General features: G+C 36.5%; 20 protein-coding genes. 9 read left to right on the forward strand and 11 right to left on the reverse strand.

Annotated features, from left to right (window positions below; all coding sequences use genetic code 11):
• The first annotated feature begins 44 nt into the window (after window positions 1–44).
• Entirely contained in the window at window positions 45–1,604 is a 1,560-nt protein-coding gene (locus H7254_RS10275; protein WP_301932880.1) for a methylmalonyl-CoA mutase, read from the forward strand.
• A gap of 295 nt (window positions 1,605–1,899) precedes the next feature.
• On the opposite strand, the gene H7254_RS10280 is transcribed toward H7254_RS10275, so the two are convergent.
• Window positions 1,900–2,094, reverse strand: coding sequence for a hypothetical protein (locus tag H7254_RS10280; RefSeq protein ID WP_301932881.1), 195 nt, complete (start codon window positions 2,092–2,094; stop codon window positions 1,900–1,902).
• A gap of 471 nt (window positions 2,095–2,565) precedes the next feature.
• On the opposite strand from H7254_RS10280, the gene H7254_RS10285 reads away from it, so the two are divergent.
• Window positions 2,566–3,726, forward strand: a complete 1,161-nt coding sequence (locus H7254_RS10285; RefSeq protein WP_301932882.1) for a GAF domain-containing sensor histidine kinase — start codon at window positions 2,566–2,568, stop codon at window positions 3,724–3,726.
• Window positions 3,727–3,734: 8 nt separating this feature from the next.
• On the opposite strand, the gene H7254_RS10290 is transcribed toward H7254_RS10285, so the two are convergent.
• The gene (locus H7254_RS10290) at window positions 3,735–4,784 is read right to left on the reverse strand and encodes a PmoA family protein (RefSeq protein WP_301932883.1); all 1,050 of its coding nucleotides are present in this window, start codon (window positions 4,782–4,784) and stop codon (window positions 3,735–3,737) included.
• Between the two features lie 16 nt (window positions 4,785–4,800).
• Window positions 4,801–6,078, reverse strand: coding sequence for an alpha-amylase family glycosyl hydrolase (locus H7254_RS10295; protein ID WP_301932884.1), 1,278 nt, complete (start codon window positions 6,076–6,078; stop codon window positions 4,801–4,803).
• A 246-nt stretch (window positions 6,079–6,324) separates the two neighbouring features.
• On the opposite strand from H7254_RS10295, the gene H7254_RS10300 reads away from it, so the two are divergent.
• Both H7254_RS10300 and H7254_RS10305 read left to right on the forward strand, forming a co-directional pair.
• The gene (locus H7254_RS10300; protein WP_301932885.1) at window positions 6,325–7,551 is read left to right on the forward strand and encodes a 4-hydroxy-3-methylbut-2-enyl diphosphate reductase; all 1,227 of its coding nucleotides are present in this window, start codon (window positions 6,325–6,327) and stop codon (window positions 7,549–7,551) included.
• 996 nt (window positions 7,552–8,547) lie between these two features.
• Window positions 8,548–9,132, forward strand: a complete 585-nt coding sequence (locus H7254_RS10305; RefSeq protein WP_301932886.1) for a porin family protein — start codon at window positions 8,548–8,550, stop codon at window positions 9,130–9,132.
• Between the two features lie 119 nt (window positions 9,133–9,251).
• Here H7254_RS10305 and H7254_RS10310 read toward each other — a convergent pair whose 3' ends face one another.
• Window positions 9,252–9,566, reverse strand: a complete 315-nt coding sequence (locus H7254_RS10310) for a hypothetical protein (RefSeq protein WP_301932887.1) — start codon at window positions 9,564–9,566, stop codon at window positions 9,252–9,254.
• Between the two features lie 257 nt (window positions 9,567–9,823).
• Between H7254_RS10310 and H7254_RS10315 the strand changes: the two genes are divergently transcribed.
• From H7254_RS10315 to H7254_RS10330, 4 genes are all read left to right on the forward strand, one after another.
• Window positions 9,824–12,028 (forward strand): sodium-translocating pyrophosphatase, encoded by a 2,205-nt coding sequence (locus H7254_RS10315; protein ID WP_301932888.1) that lies wholly within the window; start codon window positions 9,824–9,826, stop codon window positions 12,026–12,028.
• 217 nt (window positions 12,029–12,245) lie between these two features.
• Window positions 12,246–12,620 (forward strand): BlaI/MecI/CopY family transcriptional regulator, encoded by a 375-nt coding sequence (locus tag H7254_RS10320; RefSeq protein WP_301932889.1) that lies wholly within the window; start codon window positions 12,246–12,248, stop codon window positions 12,618–12,620.
• Window positions 12,621–12,633: 13 nt separating this feature from the next.
• Window positions 12,634–14,100 carry a M56 family metallopeptidase gene (locus H7254_RS10325; RefSeq protein ID WP_301932890.1) on the forward strand — a complete coding sequence of 489 codons (1,467 nt, stop codon included), beginning with the start codon at window positions 12,634–12,636 and terminating at the stop codon, window positions 14,098–14,100.
• A gap of 1,556 nt (window positions 14,101–15,656) precedes the next feature.
• Entirely contained in the window at window positions 15,657–16,118 is a 462-nt protein-coding gene (locus tag H7254_RS10330; protein WP_301932891.1) for an LEA type 2 family protein, read from the forward strand.
• 46 nt (window positions 16,119–16,164) lie between these two features.
• Here H7254_RS10330 and H7254_RS10335 read toward each other — a convergent pair whose 3' ends face one another.
• Window positions 16,165–16,536: a heavy-metal-associated domain-containing protein gene (locus H7254_RS10335; RefSeq protein ID WP_301932892.1), complete on the reverse strand. Its 372-nt coding sequence runs from the start codon at window positions 16,534–16,536 to the stop codon at window positions 16,165–16,167.
• A gap of 21 nt (window positions 16,537–16,557) precedes the next feature.
• Window positions 16,558–17,190, reverse strand: a complete 633-nt coding sequence (gene pyrE, locus H7254_RS10340) for an orotate phosphoribosyltransferase (protein WP_301932893.1) — start codon at window positions 17,188–17,190, stop codon at window positions 16,558–16,560.
• A 104-nt stretch (window positions 17,191–17,294) separates the two neighbouring features.
• On the opposite strand from pyrE, the gene H7254_RS10345 reads away from it, so the two are divergent.
• Window positions 17,295–17,936 carry an NUDIX hydrolase gene (locus H7254_RS10345; protein WP_301932894.1) on the forward strand — a complete coding sequence of 214 codons (642 nt, stop codon included), beginning with the start codon at window positions 17,295–17,297 and terminating at the stop codon, window positions 17,934–17,936.
• Between the two features lie 69 nt (window positions 17,937–18,005).
• Here H7254_RS10345 and H7254_RS10350 read toward each other — a convergent pair whose 3' ends face one another.
• The 5 genes from H7254_RS10350 to H7254_RS10370 all read right to left on the reverse strand — a co-directional run.
• Complete coding sequence (locus H7254_RS10350; protein ID WP_301932895.1) at window positions 18,006–18,464, reverse strand: hotdog fold thioesterase; 459 nt, start codon at window positions 18,462–18,464, stop codon at window positions 18,006–18,008.
• Between the two features lies 1 nt (window position 18,465).
• The gene (gene coaD / locus H7254_RS10355) at window positions 18,466–18,936 is read right to left on the reverse strand and encodes a pantetheine-phosphate adenylyltransferase (RefSeq protein WP_301923415.1); all 471 of its coding nucleotides are present in this window, start codon (window positions 18,934–18,936) and stop codon (window positions 18,466–18,468) included.
• A 177-nt stretch (window positions 18,937–19,113) separates the two neighbouring features.
• The gene (locus H7254_RS10360) at window positions 19,114–20,049 is read right to left on the reverse strand and encodes an aspartate carbamoyltransferase catalytic subunit (RefSeq protein ID WP_301932896.1); all 936 of its coding nucleotides are present in this window, start codon (window positions 20,047–20,049) and stop codon (window positions 19,114–19,116) included.
• Between the two features lie 151 nt (window positions 20,050–20,200).
• Window positions 20,201–20,710, reverse strand: coding sequence for a bifunctional pyr operon transcriptional regulator/uracil phosphoribosyltransferase PyrR (pyrR, locus tag H7254_RS10365; protein WP_301932897.1), 510 nt, complete (start codon window positions 20,708–20,710; stop codon window positions 20,201–20,203).
• A 141-nt stretch (window positions 20,711–20,851) separates the two neighbouring features.
• Window positions 20,852–21,081, reverse strand: a 230-nt coding sequence (locus tag H7254_RS10370; protein WP_301932898.1) for a hypothetical protein, incomplete at its 5' end; no start/stop codon positions are given.

Below are 21,081 nucleotides of genomic sequence, written 5' to 3' on the forward strand. Positions count from 1 at the left end.
CATCATTATTATTACTTTTCTTATAAAATTCTCAAACCCTGTGTATGGAAGATACAAAAAATATATTCACTGATTCGGGTATTGAAATAAAAGAATTATATCAATCCGCAGATGCAAAACCAAACAACGAATTACCGGGTGAATTCCCTTTTACAAGGGGCGTTCAACCCGACATGTATCGCGGCAAACTATGGACCATGCGGCAATACGCAGGCTTTAGCACTGCGGAAGAAAGCAATAAAAGATACCACTATTTACTATCGCAAGGCGTAAGTGGACTAAGTGTGGCGTTCGATTTACCCACGCAAATTGGGTACGACAGTGACCATGAACTATCAGACGGTGAAGTGGGAAAAGTGGGCGTAGCCATCGATTCGCTGGAAGACATGGAACGATTGTTTGATGGTATTAAAGTACAGGACATTACCACCTCCATGACCATCAATGCTACCGGTTTTATTTTGCTGGCTTTTTATGTTGCACTGGCAAAAAAACAAGGTGCCGATCTGCAGAAAATTTCCGGCACTATCCAAAATGACATTTTAAAAGAGTACGCCGCAAGAGGAACATACATCTATCCGCCAAAACCTTCCATGCGCATCATCACTGATATTTTTGAGTGGTGTACCAAAGAAATTCCCAAGTGGAATACCATCTCTATTTCCGGCTACCATATCCGTGAAGCAGGCAGTACCGCCGTACAGGAAATTGCGTTTACACTTAGTAACGGCAAGGCATACGTGCAGGCTGCTTTGCAAAAAGGTATGGATATTAATATTTTTGGCAAACGCCTCTCCTTCTTTTTTAATGCACATAATAATTTGTTTGAAGAAGTTGCCAAATTCAGGGCAGCAAGAAAAATGTGGGCACAAATAATGAAAGACCTGGGCGCTACAGATCCCAAAGCAATGATGCTGCGCTTTCACACGCAAACCGGCGGAGCCACGCTAACCGCACAGCAACCTTTAAACAATGTTACCAGGGTAACTATCCAAACGCTGGCCGCAGTGTTGGGCGGTACACAAAGCTTGCATACCAACGGGTACGATGAAGCGCTGAGCCTGCCCACCGAACAGGCCGCAAGAATAGCCCTGCGTACCCAGCAAATTGTAGCATTTGAGAGTGGAGTTCCCGACACGGTTGATCCTTTGGCAGGAAGTTATTTTATAGAAAACCTTACCGGTGAGGTAGAAGCCGAAGCGTGGAAATTAATTAAAAAAATTGATGCCCTCGGCGGCAGTGTACATGCCATTGAACAGGGGTTTATGCAGGATGAAATTGCCAAGAGCGCCTACGAATACCAGTGCCAGATAGAAACCGGTGAAAAAATAATTGTAGGCGTAAATAAGTTTGAAGTGGATGAAAAAAATACCGTGCCTGGTTTTAGAATTGACGACAGTATCAGGGAAGTACAATGCCAAAAATTAAAATTATTAAAGGCAAAAAGGGATAATCAAAAAGTAGCGGAATGCTTGCTGCAAATACATACCGCCGCAACAAATAATTCAAACCTGATGCCTTTTGTTATTAACGCTGTTGAAAATTATTGCACCCTCGGCGAAATTTCTGACGAACTAAGAAAGGTTTTTGGAGAGTATAAATAGCTGAGTTGATTTTTTTAGCCAGGCATTTATTTTTTAATTAAACTTTATTGGCGTCGCACTCTTTTGCTACATAACTTTACCGAGCTGTTTTTAAAATGTATACATCAAAAAATAAGCATTCACTTATCTCATAAAAAATTATGATGCGGAGTTACCGGAGCACTATTCATTTGCAAAACAAGCGCCAATACTGTTTACAGACAAAGGTCTAACACTACAGGGCTGCCTTGATTGTTGATTACATTGCAATAACCGATATAAATATTGTTACAGCTTTCTTTTAATTGACAGGCTCCTAAAACCGCAATGCCTGCAAACCCATTGTCATGTGCCTGCACCCTTGTAAGTTTTCTAAAAATAACACTTTATCTCCAGGTAATAAATGTACTTCATTTATTTTTTTAATCGTCTTCCATGGACTATTAATAGTTCCCTTGTTTTTATCATCGCCCGTTGATGCAAGATAATATGTTTTAGTTTTTATAATCATTCGTAATGGTTGCAACCAGGCAAAACTGGTACAAATAAAAAAGCTGAAAAATAAAATACAGGTTAACAACAAATAACTGAAGGCTGGTAAATTTCTAAACATTTTATGGCAGATTTACTCCTTTAAAAAATAATCACGGATGTACCTGACTTATTTTTGGGTCAAATTTTAATGAGTAATATAGAAAATTTTGAGGTACCTGCGTAAATAGTTGTTACAACTTGTTGTTCACCTTTGAAATACAATAACATTTTTTTAGTAAAAATACGACGGTAGATTTAGTATTTTTATTACTACAGAACAGGAGCAAAAAAAGTGTATACATTATTCCTGAGTTCTAACTTGCAGATAATAAAAAAACTACTTTTTATTTGCATAATCAAAAAATGGTTCAATTATTTCTCTATCCCTTTTTCTTTTAATTACAACCATTATTATTATTGAATTTACATAAAATGCACTAATATAAATATGCAGTTCGCTATATTACCAGATAATGAAGAACAAAGGCTTAAAAATCTTTTGTCGTACGAAATACTTGATACCCCGGAAGAAAAGGATTTTAATGATCTTGCTACACTGGCAGTACATATCAGCGGTTGCCCCTTTGCGCTGATATCTTTTACTGATAAAGACAGGCAATGGTTTAAAGCAAAAAAAAATATAACCGAAAAAGAAAGCGGCAGAAACATTTCTTTTTGTTCACACGCCATGTTAAAAAATGAGGTGATGGTAGTAAATGATATGCACAAGGATGAGCGGTTTTTTGATAATCCGCTTGTTACCGGCGACTTAGCCGTTTCTTTTTATGCAGGCGTGCCCATCATTAGTGAAGCAGGGTTCGCTGTGGGTACTGTATGCGTAATTGATACAAAGGCCAAACATATTTTTTCTGTTCAACAGCAACATGCTTTAGAAATTATCGCAGGCCAGGTAAGTAAACTGCTGGAGCTAAGACTAAAAAATAAATTAATTATTGACAGAAGTAAGTTACTTATAGAAGCAGAAAAGCAATTTGCACAACTTACCCTTACAAATTATGATAAAGAAAAAAGCCATATTGCCAATGAATTACAAGAAAATTTTGCACAAACACTGGCAGCCATTAAATTATATATAGAGTTTGCAGAAGAGTCTAAAGAAATGTCCGGACATTTTTTGAAAAAAAGTAAAGGGCATATTACCGAATTAATCAGAGAGGTAAGAGATTTGACAAAAACCCTTGTTCCTACCACGATGGATAATGACAATTACATAGATATTATTCAGGATATGGCAATCCAGTTTGGTAAAGACAATAACATTAATATTCAATTTTTTTACACGAAAAATTTTGGGAGTTTTGATACCAATACAGGCCTTACTATTTTTAGAATTATAGAGAATCAGATACAAATTGCCCTGAATTCCGGAGCAAAAAACATAACTATTAAGATAAAAAAAACGAAAACATTGTCGGTTGTATTTACTGACGACTGTGTAACAGATTCTCTTGAATTCCGCGAAAAAGACATTTTGTTTAACAATACCATTACCAGAATTGGAATATTAAAAGGGAAATTACAGATTGGAAAAGACACTGCAGGTAAAAATTTTATTGCACTTACCATTCCGATAAGTGCAGGCAAATAAATGCTACATTATTTTTGCCGCCCAAATTCATCTGCCTGTTTATTTATTTCTTTAAGAGATAACGAATTTATTCCTTCATCTATAATTACCCGGTAACGAAAAGCCACACTATCCCCCTTTTTAATGGAAAGATTTTTAACCTTTTGGCCATTGGTAAATATTTTTTCTCCCAATGGATTAGCCGCAAATAATCCATACCCACGGGCATGCCAGTAAGTAGGATAGTTGGGATTATGCGGATGATCAATCACTACAATACTCACTGAATCTTTCCCCATTCTGCCGTACATTTTACACCACCTGCCCCTGGTGCTCCATACACTGTCCCCCAGCTTTCCTTCGCTGGAAATAAAGTTGCCATTTGCAATCGCATCGGAACCACCTTTTACAACGGTTGCGTTTCCTTTATCATCCGTAAATTGCTGGTCTTTGGATGTTGGTATTTGTAATGCATGAGCCACTCTTATTCCTAATAGACCATCTTTAGCATCTGCGAAAAGCAGGTTGGTATTGGCTTTTAAAACTGTTACCCTGTCAATGATGCGCTGATGATCTGTACCGCTGAATTCAAAACGGGTAGTTTCTTCCAGCAAGACCTCATTTTGCTGATTTGTCCAGTTGGCATGATAGCTTAGAATACCTTTTGTTCCGCTGCTTGTTTCAATAATATGATCTGTTTTTATCCAGCCGTAGGAATGTTTTTTTTCTGGCGGTATTGCGTAAGAATTATTCCAGAAATCGAGGCCGTTTACATTTTCAAAAGTAAACCACATACCCATGTGGTGGGGATGATCATTGGGCTCCCCGGGTTGTGGGTTTAAAGGAAAGCCTCTGGTAACAATGGTTCCGTCGGCAGCATGTATATTAAACAACACGGGCTTCTCCAATGAATCCGGATATAAAAAACTGGCAAATATTTTACCGCCTGCAAATACTTCCACCTTCTTTTCTGTACCACTTTTTATAACCTTTATTACTGCGCTTTTTTGAGCAGTGGCAGTAAAAAAAGCAACATAGGCAACAAGGCTTAAACTGGTCAATTTTACAATCGTTTTCATACTGTTTATTATAAAATTATTTTTCATATACAAGGTATTGCCATGGCTGTAATTCAACAATTTTTAATCCTGTAAAGTCTTCTTCGTGTTTATCAAATACATTGATAAATTTACCGTTCAGGTGTTCATCCAATATACTGCAGCTTAAAGCTTCTTTACTAAAGTTTAATAAAACCAATACTTCAGCTTGTCCATTTTTTCGCAGGTAAGCCATTACTTTATCTCCGTTATTCATGGATAAATTATAGGTGGTTACTGCGGCATCCCCTGCACGTAAGGCTGTATTATTTTTGTGCAAAGTGAGCAAAGTTTTATAAAAATCATGCAGTTCATATTTTCCATTCCAGTCTATCTGGTCTTTATCAAAAAATTGTAATCTTTTATAATTGGGTAATTCCTGGCCACTGTAAATTAAAGGCAGTCCATTTCTTGTAAAACTAAATACAGCAAGGGCTTTGGCAGCATCACCATACTTTTCATATTCCGTACCGTTCCATGTATTTTCATCATGGTTGCTGGTAAACCAAAGCGGGATAGCATCCGGGCCCCCGTTTGTGTCGTACCGGTGCACCACTTCATCCAACAAATATTTATCCTGTCCTTGTTTATAAAATTCTTCTGTTTTATGCATCCAGGTCCAGGTGTAACAGGCATCAAAAGCCTGGTAATAATCCGGATGATCCAACGGGTCACTTTCTGCCAGCCAAAAAAGTGTTTTGGTTTTTTCGAGTGCTGCCCGGGCTTCCATCCAAAAATCAAGCTGTACCCAAAATGCAAGGTCGCAGCGGTATCCATCAATATCACATTCTTTTACCCAAAATTCCATGGCATCAATCATGGCTTTCCTTAACGCCGGATTTTGATAATCCAGTTCAATAATATCACTCATTCCACTGGCAATTTTAAAATCACCATTTTCGGCTCTTTTAAAATATTCCGGATTGGTTACTGTCCACACATGATCCCATCCGGTGTGGTTAGCAACCCAATCAATAATTACGTTAAAACCCATGCCTTGTGCCAGTTTTACCAATTTCTTAAAATCATTCAGGGTACCAAATTCGGGATTAATGGCGGTATAATCACTACATGCATACGGACTGCCTAAACTACCTTTTTTATTTTGCTGGGCAATGGGTGTAATGGGCATAAACCATAAGGTAGATACACCCATTTGCTGAAGCCTTGGCAACTCTTTTGCAAAAGCATTGAAAGTACCTTCAGGTGTATATTGCCGAACATTCACTTCATAAACATCGGTATTGTTTATCCAGGCAGCTTTTTTAAAACTCATATCGGCGGTTTATTTTTACAGTTGATTTCGTATTGTGTTATAAAAACCGGAGAAATACCGGCAGGCAAAAAATATTTTCAGACAGGCAATTTTACAAATCAAAAGTAAGACAGAATGATGATTATACCCCATTAGTAAAATACAACCATTACCGCTTTACAAACAACCCACCCGCATCACTGCAAACCTGAGCCATAAAAAAGCTATCGGAGTAAAAAAATTCACAAACAATGTACCTTTGTAATAATGAAACAATTTAATGTTCCCATCATTTACCGAAGCCCTTTAATTGCGGCTGTAAAAAATAAGCGCAGGCAGCAGGATAAAATGAAAAAAGATTATACTCCTTCCCTGCTCGATTTTGGCAACCTGCAAATATATTTAGCCCGGCATTTTGGTTTTTGTTATGGCGTTGAAAATGCGATTGATATAGCTTTTAGAACCATTGACGAAAACCCCGGTAAAAAAATTTATTTATTAAGTGAAATGATTCATAATCCGCAGGTAAATACAGACCTGCTGCAAAGAGGGGTTGAGTTTTTGCAAGATCCCACGGGCAAACAGCTAGTGCCTTTTGAAACGCTCACAAAAGATGACGTCGTGATCATTCCTGCCTTTGGCACAACACTGCTTATTGAAGAAAAATTAAAAGCCATCGGCATTCCTGTTGAAAAATATGATACCACCTGCCCTTTTGTTGAAAAAGTGTGGAACCGAAGTGAACAGATTGCCACTAAAAATTACAGTGTGGTGGTGCATGGTAAACCTGCCCATGAAGAAACCCGTGCAACTTTTTCGCATGCAGCTTTTAACACACCCACTATTGTTGTAAATGATATGCAGGAAACAATTTCGCTGAGTGAGTATATCACCGGCCAAAAACCTGCTGCCGGTTTTTATACAGAATTTGCGGGCCGTTTTTCTGAAGGCTTTAACATTACAAAAGATTTGCAACGTTTTGGTGTGGTAAACCAAACCACTATGCTAGCCAGCGATACACAGGCTATTTCAGATTTTTTAAAACAAGTGGTGATGAAAAAATATGGTTTAACAGAAGCTACCGTTGAAACCTATTTTGCAGATACAAAGGACACCTTATGTTATGCCACCAACGATAACCAGACGGCAGTATATGGTCTTTTACAAACCCCGGCACACCTTGCCATCGTAGTGGGCGGCTACAACAGCAGTAATACTTCTCACCTGGTTGAATTGTGTGAACACAAACTACCCACTTATTTCATAAGCAGTGAAGAAAATATACTTTCATCAACAGAAATTATGCATTATAATTTGCATACAAAGCAACAGTTTACCACTGCAGGTTTTTTACCTTCAAAACAACCGGTAAAAATTTTATTAACCAGTGGTGCCAGTTGCCCGGACGCATTGGTGGAAGGTGTAATCAGCAAACTTGTATCGTTGTGTAGTGCAACATATAACCTACAACAGTTGATGGAACAGTTTGTCTGACTTTTTATTTCATTATAGTCACCTGATATGTCTTTAACCCTTCCTGTTTCTATTATTAGTATTTACCGTATTGCGATAAGTTTATTTTTTTATATCCAGGTTTGTGTTTGCTTGATAGACGGGTTGAAGCCCCGGCCATCAAAAACAACCTTTATTTAAGCGATACAGATTTAGGGAGTGATGATCATTGCCCGCAGATTTAAAAACCGGCCTTTCGCTGGCAGATTTCCTTTTGAGCGTTTTGACTGGTGCGGTGTTAATTACAAGAAAGTTTTTAAAACACCTTGCTACCTAAAAACGATAAACTATATTACTTATATCTGTTCAATGGCAAAAGGGCTCTTTGTGGCTGACTTATTGGTTATCAAATTTGAGGTTAAGCAATTGGTACAAATAAGTGAAATCATTATCTAAAATGAATTTCTTAAAGCCCTAACTTTTCTATTTATCATTGGTTACAATTGCTTTTAATTGGTTGATGCTGGCGTGTACTCGATAGTGCGTTAACGTTCGGGCTTACCGAAATATCAATTGCTATTTCTCCTGAACAGCCATGGCAGCTACTTCCACCTTGATATTTTTGGAACTTTTACCGGGGCAGCCATTGATATATTTAATATTACAGGCTGCGGGTTTGCGCTGGTCCTTACCTTTATTGCAATCATTGGGTTTACAACTACAATTCCTGCAACCAAAATTAAAATGGATTGATATTACGCTAATAATTACTAATAGCGTATACTTCACACATTTTGAATAACCGATATTTTTTAGTCCTCCTATCCGGATAATATGCCCGCTATTTTGTTTACAAAAAAATACCGGAAAAAACATTTGTGGTGGCGAAAAATTCCCATTATGGAAAAAAAATTCACTTTTAATGATTGCATTTCGTTAACATGGCTTAAAATTATTGTAATTATTCTGGCAGTAATTTTGATTGACTGCTATAAACAGCATTATTTCTCTTTAATTCACACCTTAAAAAAATTGTTTATGAAAAAAATTATGATCATAAGTGCAATGTTTCTTACGACGACCGCCTTTGCACAAAAATTTGAAATTGGCGCAAAAGCCGGAGTTAACATTAGTAATTTTACAGGACATAGCGACTGGCAAAATGCAAAAACCAACTCACTGGTTGGATTTCATGCTGGCGGCTTTGTTAGCTTTTTTCTTGGTAATACTTTCGCCATTCAGCCCGAAGTATTATTTTCTTCACAAGGCGCAAAATATCAGGATGCTACCCACAATGAAAATCTTACTATCAATTACATCAATGTTCCTGTAATGCTAAAATTAAGAAGTACCAGTGGATTTTATATTGAAGCAGGTCCGCAACTTGGGTTTAAAATCAGTGAATCAAGTAGTAGTATTGACAGTCTTGCGAAAACTACTGATTTATCTATTGCCGGGGGTATAGGTTACCATAGCAAAATCGGCTTAGGCATAGGAGCACGCTATACCGCAGGTCTTTCCAAAGTAGGTGATTTTAAACCTGCCAACGGTATAAATCCCAATTTTAAGAATGGCGTTATACAGATCAGCTTGTTTTATACTTTATTTAATAGCAGGAAATAATATTGAATTTGCTTAGCCAGGCTGGCGACAGTTTGTTTAAGACCATATTTACATGAATGCCTGAAAATTAAAAAAGCACCAGTTGTTAGCTGGTGCTTTTTTAATTTAGTAAATGCTTTTTAATTTTTCTTTTTATTTGCTTTGTAACGCATATCAGGTGTACCGTCTTTTTTGGTAGGGCCTGCAACGGGTGCCGCTTTTATTTTGGCTTTATTTTCTTTTAGCCTCATGTCCGGAGTACCGTCAGCTTTAAGACCAGATGATGTCACCGGCTTGGTTTTATCCATTTGAACCACTTTAGCAGATGCTGCATCTTTTTTTACAGCTTTTATCGCGGGCGACTTGGTTGCCGCTGGTTTTTGTGCAGCTTGCTGTGCAGTGGCAACACTGGCAACGCCCAACATCATACAGAATGCAATCAATAATTTTTTCATAATTTATATTTTTTTTTAATAGTAATTCAAATGTAAGGTTATTAAAATTACAGTTTGTTAGCCGGTTGTTAATACAGTTACAACTATGAAAAGATTTAGCATTTTATTCCATCTCATCTTGGCAAAACATATTGCAGCAACCGGGCAATAAACCAACATTGAACAAATTCGATCTATTTTCAATAATTAGTGATTTTTGACTGTTTTTGCAGCAATTCCCCTATTTTTGCCCTCCAAATTTTAACATTATATTTATTATGGACAAATTGTTTTACGTAGTTCCTGCATTGGGCATTGTTGGCCTTTTGTATACTTTAATCAAGTTTGCCTGGGTATCTAAACAAGATGCCGGTAATGAACGCATGAAGGAGATCAGCACTTATATTGCTGAAGGTGCTATGGCTTTTTTAAAAGCTGAGTATAAAATTCTGATGTACTTTGTAATCATCGGTGCATTGTTATTGGCTATTATGGGATTTAGCAATGCCAACAGCCACTGGAGTATTGCGCTTGCATTTGTAATAGGTGCATTTTTTAGTGCCCTGGCGGGTTTCATTGGTATGAAAGTGGCTACCAAAGCCAATGTTCGTACAGCCCAGGCGGCAAGAACAAGCTTAAGCAAAGCTTTGTCTGTTTCCTTTACCGGCGGTAGTGTAATGGGTATGGGAGTAGCTGGTTTAGCGGTATTAGGTCTCGGAAGTTTGTTCATCATTTTATATACCACTTTTGTAGCTGGCTATGCAGTTGGTTCAGAAGAATATAGATTGGCGCTTGAAAAGGCGATCGAAATATTAACCGGTTTTTCTTTGGGTGCGGAATCGATTGCTTTGTTTGCCCGGGTAGGTGGCGGCATTTATACAAAAGCTGCAGACGTAGGAGCTGATCTTGTGGGTAAAGTAGAAGCAGGCATTCCGGAAGATGATCCCCGAAACCCGGCCACCATTGCTGACAATGTAGGTGATAATGTAGGTGATGTTGCAGGCATGGGTGCAGATCTTTTTGGTAGCTATGTTGCCACCGTTTTGGCCACCATGGTTTTGGGTAGAGAAACCTCTGCTACAGGTGATGCATTTGGCGGACTATCGCCGATCTTATTACCGATGCTGATTGCAGCAATGGGAATTATATTTTCTATTATCGGAACCTTCTTTGTCCGTATTTCTGAAAATGCCGGGCTTAGTACACATAAAGTACAAAATGCATTAAACATGGGTAACTGGGGTTCCATGGTTTTAACTGCCATTGGCTGCTATTTTCTCGTTAATTTTTTACTACCGGAACATATGACTTTACGCGGTCATGATTTTACAAAAAATGGTGTGTTCGGCGCTATCATGGTTGGGTTGGGTGTTGGTGCATTAATGAGCATCATTACCGAATATTATACCGCCATGGGAAAGCGGCCGGTAATGAGTATTATTCGTCAATCGGCTACAGGTCATGCAACCAATATTATTGGCGGACTTGCAGTTGGTATGGAAAGTACCTTATTACCCATACTGGTTTTAGCTGCCGGAATTTATGGATCGTATGCCTGCGCAGGTTTATATGGAGTGGCCATTGCAGCTGCAGGAATGATGGCTACAACCGCTATGCAGCTGGCTATTGATGCTTTTGGTCCTATTGCAGATAATGCAGGCGGCATTGCAGAAATGAGTGAATTACCTGCGGACGTTCGCGAAAAAACAGATATCCTGGATGCGGTGGGTAACACCACAGCCGCAAGTGGTAAAGGTTTTGCCATTGCTTCCGCAGCTTTAACTGCACTGGCATTGTTTGCAGCATTTGTTGGTATTGCCGGTATTGACGGCATTGATATTTATCATGCAGATGTGTTGGCAGGTTTATTTGTAGGAGGAATGATACCGTTCATCTTCTCTTCACTGGCCATTCGTGCGGTGGGGGAAGCGGCCATGGCAATGGTAGAAGAAGTTCGCCGCCAGTTTCGCACTATTCCCGGCATTATGGAAGGTACCGGCAAACCAGAGTATGATAAATGTGTGGCTATTTCTACAGAAGCCTCGCTTAAAAAAATGATGTTGCCCGGAGCTATTGCCTTACTAACTCCGATTTTAATTGGTTTCATTTTTGGACCTGAAGTGTTGGGCGGATTTTTAGCAGGTGCTACCGTTTGTGGTGTATTAATGGGCATCTTTCAAAATAATGCCGGTGGTGCCTGGGACAATGCCAAAAAATCTTTTGAAAAAGGTGTTGATATCAATGGTACCATGTACTATAAAAAATCTGATCCCCACAAGGCTTCTGTAACAGGCGACACAGTGGGCGATCCATTTAAAGATACCTCTGGTCCATCTATGAATATTTTGATTAAATTAATGAGTATTGTATCATTGGTTATTGCTCCTACTCTTGCCAAATTGCACCACGATAAAATTGTAACCAATAGAAAAGCGCAAATTGAAACCATGATGAAAATGAATAGTGACAATACAAAACATTAATTGAAATTGACATAAAAGTTATAAAAATAGTTTACCAAAACTAACTCCAATTGTAAAAGCCCTGATGATAAACATCGGGGCTTTTTAATTTAATAGAAAGCCTGCTAAACCAATAAATACACCATATGGATCCTTAATCCCTGATATTTTCCTTCTGCGAATATTTTATTTTTTTTAGCAATTAATTTTTACATTTACATACGAAAAATATCGTATTATGACTTTAATAAAAAATAATAAACCTACCGAAGGCGAGCTCGAGATATTGCAAGTGTTATGGCAGCGGCAATCTGCTACAGTAAGAGACGTACATGAAGAATTGCTAAAAGTAAAAAATGCAGGTTATACTACCACGCTAAAGCTGATGCAGATAATGTTTGAAAAATGTCTGGTTACCCGCGACAGTACCCATAAAACGCATATTTACAAACCCGCAGTAAGCAAAGAAAAAACACAGAAATTGTTTTTGAATAAGATGATCGAATCACTCTTCGCAGGCTCCTCTGCACAATTGGTTATACAGGCATTAGGCAATCATAAAACGTCTAAAGAAGAACTGGAAGAAATAAGAAATTATTTAAACAGCATTTAATAAACGGATGTGTATGGCAACCTTCTTTTTTGACAACGCATATTTTTTACAGTCCATTGGATGGGCAATTATCAATAGTTTTTGGCAAGCCGCTACCCTATGGATACTTTACCATACTACTGTTCATTTAAATAAAAAATTACCCGCTGTAGTAAAATACCAGCTCAGTTTATTGCTGATTTATATTTGCGCCTGCTGGTTTGGTTTTACTACGGTGCAAAATTATAGCTTACTGCTACACGCAGAAAAAGCGCCTAACCAATACCGGATAATGCAATATCTACAAGTAAATAAAGCTTTACCATTTGTAGCTCTCGCATATTTAGGAATATTGCTTTTTTATACCTTGCGGTTTATTCGGCATTACCTGCAGCTTAGATTTGTTAGTACCAATGGTTTATTAAAAGCCCCTGTTGATATTAGAATTTTCGTTGCGAATACTGCACTGCATCTTGGTATTAAAAAAAAGGTGCAGGTTTGGTTAAGCGAATACATTGATGTGCCCTCGGTAACAGGCTTTATTAAACCAATCATACTTTTACCCGCTGCTGTTATCAATCATTTAAGCATTGAGCAGGTAAATACCATTCTGTTACATGAATTGGCACATATAAAAAGAAATGACTTTTTACTGAATTTTATACAGTCCATCATTGCACTGCTCCTATTCTTTAACCCGTTTGTTTATTGGTTGCATAGTATTGCAAAAAAAGAAAGAGAAAATTGCTGTGATGACTGGGTACTAAACTTTAAATGTAACGGGTTGGAATATGCAAAAGCCTTGCTAATATTGGAAGAGCAGCGGCATCGGCAACTTGTATTGGCTTTATCAGCCACCAATAACAAAAAGATATTATTGCAACGGATAAAGCGGTTATTCGTTCCACACCAATTACAGCCAAATACAAATTGGCGACAAAAATTTCAACTTCATGGCTTAACCGTATTGCTGGTAACCGGAGTTTGTTTGCTACCTTCCTTTATCAATAACCAGGTTAATCAACAGAAAACGATCTATGTCATCAGTACAAAAACGGGAGTTATTTCTAAAGAAGGTTACAACACAGCAGTCAGGAATGAATATTCAGCAGCGATGGTTTTCAAAAAAAATACGGGGGTGCCGGTTTTAAAAAAAGCAGGCATATTGAAGCCTAAACCAATAAAAAAGCGCCCCGTTAACAACAGTGATGATTATGTGTTGGCAATGATTAATGAGGATGTACTAACTGATAAAAGTAATACCGAAGAATGGATGCCTGTGGCAGTTTCCAGTAATGAAAAAGATAGCATACTTTCCCTTTTTGTAAAAGTGGAAGAAGAACAATCAGGCAAAAAAGAAGTAAATACCTACTACTTTAAGTTAAACAAGGAGAAGGGCAAAACAGATATTAAACCGTTGCTTTTTATAAAGAGATATAAAGCTGCCAAACAGAAAAACAGTTTAAAAGGAACCCACCATAAAAAAAGAATTACAACATAACTATATCCAATTTACTTTCGTTTCCGGTAGAAATATACAAACCAATAAATATAAAAATCAAAAGACCCGATAGAAATCGGGTCTTCGTTTACGAACCTAATTTGGTTCTGTAACCCCCAAAGAAAACATCTTGTTTACCAAGCACAAGCGGTTATTACCTGAGGTTGTGATATAAACGCAATAGGTTCCTTATTATTTTGCCAGATGATTTATTTATATAGAAAAATATTTTTATTAACCTTCTTAAATTAGTATTCTGTAGCAAGATATCATTAACATCTGCAATTTTAAAGACAATACTTCTTAAATATTCAATAGAAATCTTCGACATATTTTGGCTCCCACAGCTACACTGGAAATCAATAAAGTATATTTCGAACTAAAATATCTCTTTTACGCACACCCAGATTATTTGAATTTTGAAGATTTTTTTCGAAAAATTATTTAAAGAACACTGCTGTTTTTTGAAAATGCATGGGTCAGGTTCAGGCAAATTTTTGTGTTCCGCTATTCCTTTTCAGTATTTGCACCTGCTGAAAGTTTTTAATTTCGATTACTAAACCCGGATTTCATTTCAGTGGTAAGCATACTATTTATTTACATTAAATTAAATTTTATATGTTTTATTATTTCAAAAAAAATGTTAAATCCAAAATTTTGTAAAATCATCTTTTGATTATAGATATGCCATTTGAAGAAGTATAAATTTTAAAAATTTAAATAAAAACCTGCATTTATAAAATTCTGAAAATCCCAATTTCTGACTTCTTTACCCCATCAAATTTAAAATAAGTTATATAATAATTTAATATTTGCTTAATAAAAATATTGAAACGAATTACTATAATTTAACCTGTAATAAATACAGGCTAGTTGTTTTTACTTAAATATTTTGTATCATTTGGTGGAGGCATTAAATGATATATAGATAAATTTTCTAATTTTATTATGTCTGCAATTTTACAAGTTAAAATATTTTTTCAAGCCTTGAAAAACGTCAAGTGGGATTTCAAAAACCCACATTCTTGATACTGCCATTATAGCATTTTATTGCGAAAAAAAATGTTCATCCCGTAAAATGAAAATAACGGTCGTAGAACGCGTTTAATATTTTTTTGATTAAGTGTACCCAAGTTAAAAATTTAAATCTCTTTTAGACAAAATTATCCAAGATGATATAATTTAAAATTATATCATATTTTTTTATTGAAGTACAATAAAAACAAAAATTTTTATTTAGCTCTTTATCAGTAATTTACATCATAATATTAGATATTTAATTTTTTAATCTTTTAAATTTAATATTATACTAAATATTACCTAAAAAGGTATTTTTTTTACTAAAATTAATATTTCATTTATAATTGTAATTTAATGATTACTAATTATTTATTGTTATTTTTTTTTACTATTATTAGTAGTAATAAATTTTGAGTGATTTATCGTTTCGATCGTATCAAATAACTAATTTACTTAGTAAATTTTTAACATAAATTAATTTTTACTTTTTATGTTATAGTCCTATCTTACCTCAAATTCATCGTTCAACCATTTGTATGTTTAATAAATACACACTTACCCTATTATCTTTTTTGTTACTGACAAATTTGCTGATTTCCTGTGCGGCACCCAAAGAATTAGAATACCGTGATTTCAAAAATCTTGTTGTGGAGAAAATTGGTTTTTCTGCTACTTCCTTAAAAATGGATCTGATTTATTACAACCCAAACAATTTTGGACTGGAACTAAACCGGACAGATCTGGACGTTTATATTAATAATAATTACCTTGGAAGAACCGAACAAGTGTACCAGGTATCTATTCCGAAAAGGGAAGAATTTGCTATACCCATTAAAATTGATGTGGATATGAAGAATTTATTAAAGAATGGTCTTGCTACATTTTTAACCAATGAGGTAATGGTAAAAATAACCGGAACCATAAGAGTAGGAAAATTAAGTGTGTTTAAAACAATTACTGTTAATTACGAAGGCAAGCAACAGTTCACTGCTTTTTAGGCATAAAAAACCACCGAAAGGTGGTTATATAAAAAAAATGTATTTTCTATTGAGGTACAGAAGTTTTAGTATTTATCGCTCCTGCAGGCTTTTTACAACATTTAGGTAGTTTTTTATATGCTTCCCCGTCAGCCGACACATCATCTGCGTCGTACCCTGCATTGGCAATTGCCGTCTTTAATTGTTCGATATTATTCCTGTCCGTTAAATAAGTAATGGTAGTTGTTTTTTTCTTAAAATCCACTTTTACGGCGGATATACCTGGCTCCCGTTTCAGGTAACTTTCAATACGTTCTTTACATTGTTCGCACTGTACAGTGGGCGTTTTTATAACTACTTTTTCTACTGCTTTTTGCTGGGCAAAACTCAGGGTTACAAAACCAATAACAGCCAGCAGGCTTAGCGTAATCTTTTTCATAATGAAATTTTTATAAAGTTATTAATTTGCTTTCCAATTAGAAGGATCCTGACGCCAGTTTAACAAAGTGTTTTGCTCACCGGGGGTAACAATTCCTTTTTCAACAGCCAGTTCAATTAGTGCAGCATAATTGGTTAATGACTGATATTTTACTCCTGCCTCTGCAAAAGCTTTGGCCGCTACATCAAAATTATAGGTAAAAATGCTTACCATGCCTACCACTTCAACACCAGCCTTACGAAGAACTTCTACCACTTCCAAACTGCTTTTTCCGGTAGAAATCAAATCTTCAATCACCAGTACCTTTTGATCTTTTTCATAAAAACCTTCAATCTGGTTGCCTAAACCATGCTCTTTAGGTTTTGGCCTTACATAAATAAAAGGCAGCTTTAATTGGTCGGCAGCCATGGCTCCCCATGGTAATCCTGCGGTAGCCACTCCTGCCAGTATTTCTGCCTGAGGAAACTGCTCAAAAACTACATTACACATTTCGCTTTTTATAAAATCTCTGATAAAAGGAAAGGACAATACCCGGCGGTTATCGCAGTAAATAGGACTTTTCCATCCACTTGCCCATGTAAAGGGTTGTTGTGGACTCAATTTAATTGCATTAATTTGTAACAGCTTTTCCGCTACGGCTTTTTCATTTGTCATGCTGCAAATTAAAACAAAGCGTTAAGCTATCAGCAACCTATCTTAAAAAAAGATATTTGCTTTAATCAGGTTGCAGATTTCATCATCTTTTTAACAGATTTTATATGTATATCAAAATTTACTTCGATGATAAACCGGTTTTTCTTTGCGATGAATTAACCAAAGAGTTGCAGGAAATTCTACATCATCCGGATGCAATATTCGTAGATGAACTTTCGGGGCCAGCCATTAAATCTTTGTTACATGAAATAAACAAACCGGATTTTCATGCGGGTGTACTGTTACATGATAAACTGGAAGATTTAAAAAAGGCTTTTTTTAAAAACTTTACTCCAATTGAAGCAGCTGGCGGAATTGTACAAAATAGTAAAAAGGAATTACTGTTTATTTACAGGCTCAATAAATGGGATTTGCCGAAAGGAAAAGTAGAAAAAGGTGAAGACTTGCAAACCTGTGCGATGAGGGAAGTAATCGAAGAGACAGGTGTTACACATTTAACCGTACGAAATAAAACAGGTGAAACCTATCATACCTATAATGCTTATGGAAAACATTTTATTAAAACTACTCACTGGTATTACATGACCTGTTCTTCTAAACAAAAACTGGTGCCACAAACAGAAGAAGATATAGCAGCCATTCAATGGGTACATCCTAAAAATATTCAGGAGCCATTGAGCAATACCTATCCTTCAATTAAAGATATTGTTTCGGTATTTTTTGATGAAACTGTTATTCATAAATAATTTCAAAATAAACAACCGTGTTAGCTTTCATTTATAATTTCACACGTAAAAAAATCAGCCATCTGCCTTTTAAAATGCTTTCTTTAAAATAGCTACCGTTAAACGGCTCACACAGATCAGTTTTTCGGCGTCGTCATGAATTTTTACATCCCACACATGCGTATTGGTACCCAGATGTAAAGGGGTAGCCGTAGCAATAACGTGTCCCTGACGTGCACTTTTTACATGGTTGGCATTAATTTCCAGCCCCACACAAATAAATTTGTCGGGATCAATTACCAGCGAAGACGCCATACTGCCAGTAGTTTCAGCCAGTGTGCAACTGGCCCCACCATGTAACAATCCGTATGGCTGCCTGGTACGCTCATCAACCGGCATTTTTATTTTTAAGTAGTTCTCTCCTATTGCAGCATACTCCATACCCAGCAGAGTATCCATTGGGCCCAGTTCACTAGCAAGCAGCCCCTCCAATTTTAAGGATTTATTAAACCAGATAGCCATAGTTTTATTTTTAACTGATTGAAACATGTTATTTTTTTACAATGGTTTTGTTAACTTCCGCAGGTAAAAATTGTGATACATCTCCCCCGTTTTTAAATACATCCCTTACCAGGGTAGATGCTACAGAAGTAAACTGCGGAAGGCAGGTAAGAAACACGGTTTCAATATGACCGTCAAGGCTACGGTTCATATCTGCAATAGCCTTTTCGTATTCAAAATCGTTCACATAACGAATGCCTCTTAATATAAAATTGGCCCCTACACTTTTACAGCAATTCACTGTTAAACCATCATATACTACTGCATCTACCGTTGGTTGATTTTTATAAATATCTTTTACCCATTGTAACCTTTGCTCTTCACTAAACATCGGCACTTTATTTACATTGCGCCCGATGCCCACTATTACTTTATCAAACAAAGGTATGGCGCGGTTGATAATATCAATATGGCCAAGTGTAACAGGGTCGAAGGTTCCGGGAAAGAGGCAAATACGCATTTTAATTAATAATTAATAGTTGATAATTTTTTTCGATGCTATAAGAAATTAAAAAATGGAAATCCTAAGTTTGATAGATGATTTAATAAATTGAACTTTAATTTTTCAATGCTAAAACTAATTAAATTTAAACTCCTTTTAAACTGGCATCCTTATCAATTTTCCATTAATCCATTATCAATTAATCAAGGTGCTTTTAGGCGATAAAAGATATAGTACGGCCATTCTTACTGCCACTCCGTTTTCTACCTGTTGCAAAATGATCGATTGTTTACTATCTGCAACATCGCTGTCAATTTCCACGCCCCTGTTGATGGGACCCGGATGCATGATCACAATTTCTTTTGGCAATTCATCCAGTAATTTTTTAGTTACGCCATAAGCAAGATTGTACTCCCGAAGCGACGAAAATAAAACCTGGTTCTGTCTTTCCAGTTGTATGCGAAGCACATTGGCTACATCGCACCAGGCCAGCGCTTTTTTAAGATTGTATTCTACTTTTACCTTTAAGGCTTCGGCTATGTATTTCGGTATCAATGTAGGTGGACCGGCTACCATTACCTCTGCACCCATTTTTTTTAAAAGATAGATATTACTCAACGCCACCCTTGAATGCATGATATCGCCCACCAGTACAATTTTTTTTCCTTCCAGTGTACCCAATTTATCTCTGATAGAAAATGCATCCAGCAAAGCTTGCGTTGGATGTTCATTAATTCCGTCGCCCGCGTTTACAATGGCAGCCGGTATATGTTTTGCTAAAAAATGAGGTGCTCCGCTTGCATTATGGCGCATTACCACCATGTCAACCTTCATACTTAAAATATTATTTACTGTATCCAGCAAGGTTTCACCTTTAGATACTGACGAGCCTGAGGCAGTAAAATTAATGGTATCGGCGCTTAACCTTTTTTCGGCCAATTCAAAAGATATTCTTGTACGGGTGCTGCTTTCGTAAAAAAGATTTACGATGGTAATATCTCTTAATGAAGGAACCTTTTTTACAGGCCTTTGTAAAACTTCTTTAAACTGAGCTGCAGTAGATAAAATAAGAGAGATGTCTTCTGTTGTAAGCTCTTTAATGCCCAATAGATGTTTGGTAGATAGTTGCATTAAGCGTCAAAGCTAATAGATTTGTTTCAATTAGAGGAATTGAATGACACAAATTTGCTGAATAAGTTTTTTATAAGAAAAACAAAAGAAAATTTTTAGCATCGTTGGCTAAGGGCGATATGCTTAAAATATTACGGCAGCTTAACTTCTATTAATATAAAATAACCTGTTCTTTATCCCACTCAACTTTTACTTTTTGTGAAAAAACAGTATCAATGGCTTTGCCAAAATAATCAGGTTGAATAGGCAATTCCCTGTTGAACCTTCTGTCAACCAACACGCACAATTCAACTTTTTGCGGACGGCCAAAATCCTGCAGTGCATCCAGTGCAGCCCTGATGGTTCGTCCGGTATACAATACATCGTCGATTAAAATAACTTTTTTTCCTTCAATTGAAAAAGGGATTTCCGTTTTACTTGCTACCCTTAATTCCTGCCGGATATCATCCCGGTAAAAAGTTATGTCTAATATTCCGTAAGCAACTTTTTCACCCGGATACAATTGCTGAATATTATCTACCATCATTTTGCTTACCTGCACACCGCGGGGCTGTAAACCTATAAACACCAGTTCATTTAAGTGTAAATGATTTTCCATCAACTGGTTTGACAGGCGTAAAATAGTAAGATGTAATTGCTGTTTATCTAAGATTGTTATCAAATTAAGAAATTGTAGGGCGAATTTATTGGTTATTGACCGATAAAAAAAGTCCCCGTAAAACGGAGACCTATGATTTATAAAAATTATTTGATAATTAACATAGAAACATAATCTGGCTGCAAATATTTGTATTAACTGACTCTATATCTGGCCATGTTTCTTATCGGCTGGCTTTGTTTTAGTTGAAATAGCTTTTGGAGCTGCCGTTTTTGACGCTATTGTCTTTTCTTTTACTACAGCAACTTTTTTTGCAGGAGCTTTTACTTTTTCAGCAACCGGCGTAACTGCTGATTCCGTTGAAGCTTTCGCTACAGTTTTAGTTTCCTTTACGTCTCCGGCCACAGTAATTACACAGTTATCAACCTGTAAAC

The organism is Ferruginibacter sp. (assembly GCF_014377975.1).
Lineage (GTDB): Bacteria > Bacteroidota > Bacteroidia > Chitinophagales > Chitinophagaceae > Ferruginibacter.

Coding starts and splice junctions, on each gene's coding strand:
- H7254_RS10275 (WP_301932880.1), top strand. CDS start 45: ATGGAAGATACAAAAAATATATTCACTGATTCGGGTATTGAAATAAAA.
- H7254_RS10280 (WP_301932881.1), bottom strand. CDS start 2,094: ATGATTATAAAAACTAAAACATATTATCTTGCATCAACGGGCGATGAT.
- H7254_RS10285 (WP_301932882.1), top strand. CDS start 2,566: ATGCAGTTCGCTATATTACCAGATAATGAAGAACAAAGGCTTAAAAAT.
- H7254_RS10290 (WP_301932883.1), bottom strand. CDS start 4,784: ATGAAAACGATTGTAAAATTGACCAGTTTAAGCCTTGTTGCCTATGTT.
- H7254_RS10295 (WP_301932884.1), bottom strand. CDS start 6,078: ATGAGTTTTAAAAAAGCTGCCTGGATAAACAATACCGATGTTTATGAA.
- H7254_RS10300 (WP_301932885.1), top strand. CDS start 6,325: ATGAAACAATTTAATGTTCCCATCATTTACCGAAGCCCTTTAATTGCG.
- H7254_RS10305 (WP_301932886.1), top strand. CDS start 8,548: ATGAAAAAAATTATGATCATAAGTGCAATGTTTCTTACGACGACCGCC.
- H7254_RS10310 (WP_301932887.1), bottom strand. CDS start 9,566: ATGAAAAAATTATTGATTGCATTCTGTATGATGTTGGGCGTTGCCAGT.
- H7254_RS10315 (WP_301932888.1), top strand. CDS start 9,824: ATGGACAAATTGTTTTACGTAGTTCCTGCATTGGGCATTGTTGGCCTT.
- H7254_RS10320 (WP_301932889.1), top strand. CDS start 12,246: ATGACTTTAATAAAAAATAATAAACCTACCGAAGGCGAGCTCGAGATA.
- H7254_RS10325 (WP_301932890.1), top strand. CDS start 12,634: ATGGCAACCTTCTTTTTTGACAACGCATATTTTTTACAGTCCATTGGA.
- H7254_RS10330 (WP_301932891.1), top strand. CDS start 15,657: ATGTTTAATAAATACACACTTACCCTATTATCTTTTTTGTTACTGACA.
- H7254_RS10335 (WP_301932892.1), bottom strand. CDS start 16,536: ATGAAAAAGATTACGCTAAGCCTGCTGGCTGTTATTGGTTTTGTAACC.
- pyrE (WP_301932893.1), bottom strand. CDS start 17,190: ATGACAAATGAAAAAGCCGTAGCGGAAAAGCTGTTACAAATTAATGCA.
- H7254_RS10345 (WP_301932894.1), top strand. CDS start 17,295: ATGTATATCAAAATTTACTTCGATGATAAACCGGTTTTTCTTTGCGAT.
- H7254_RS10350 (WP_301932895.1), bottom strand. CDS start 18,464: ATGTTTCAATCAGTTAAAAATAAAACTATGGCTATCTGGTTTAATAAA.
- coaD (WP_301923415.1), bottom strand. CDS start 18,936: ATGCGTATTTGCCTCTTTCCCGGAACCTTCGACCCTGTTACACTTGGC.
- H7254_RS10360 (WP_301932896.1), bottom strand. CDS start 20,049: ATGCAACTATCTACCAAACATCTATTGGGCATTAAAGAGCTTACAACA.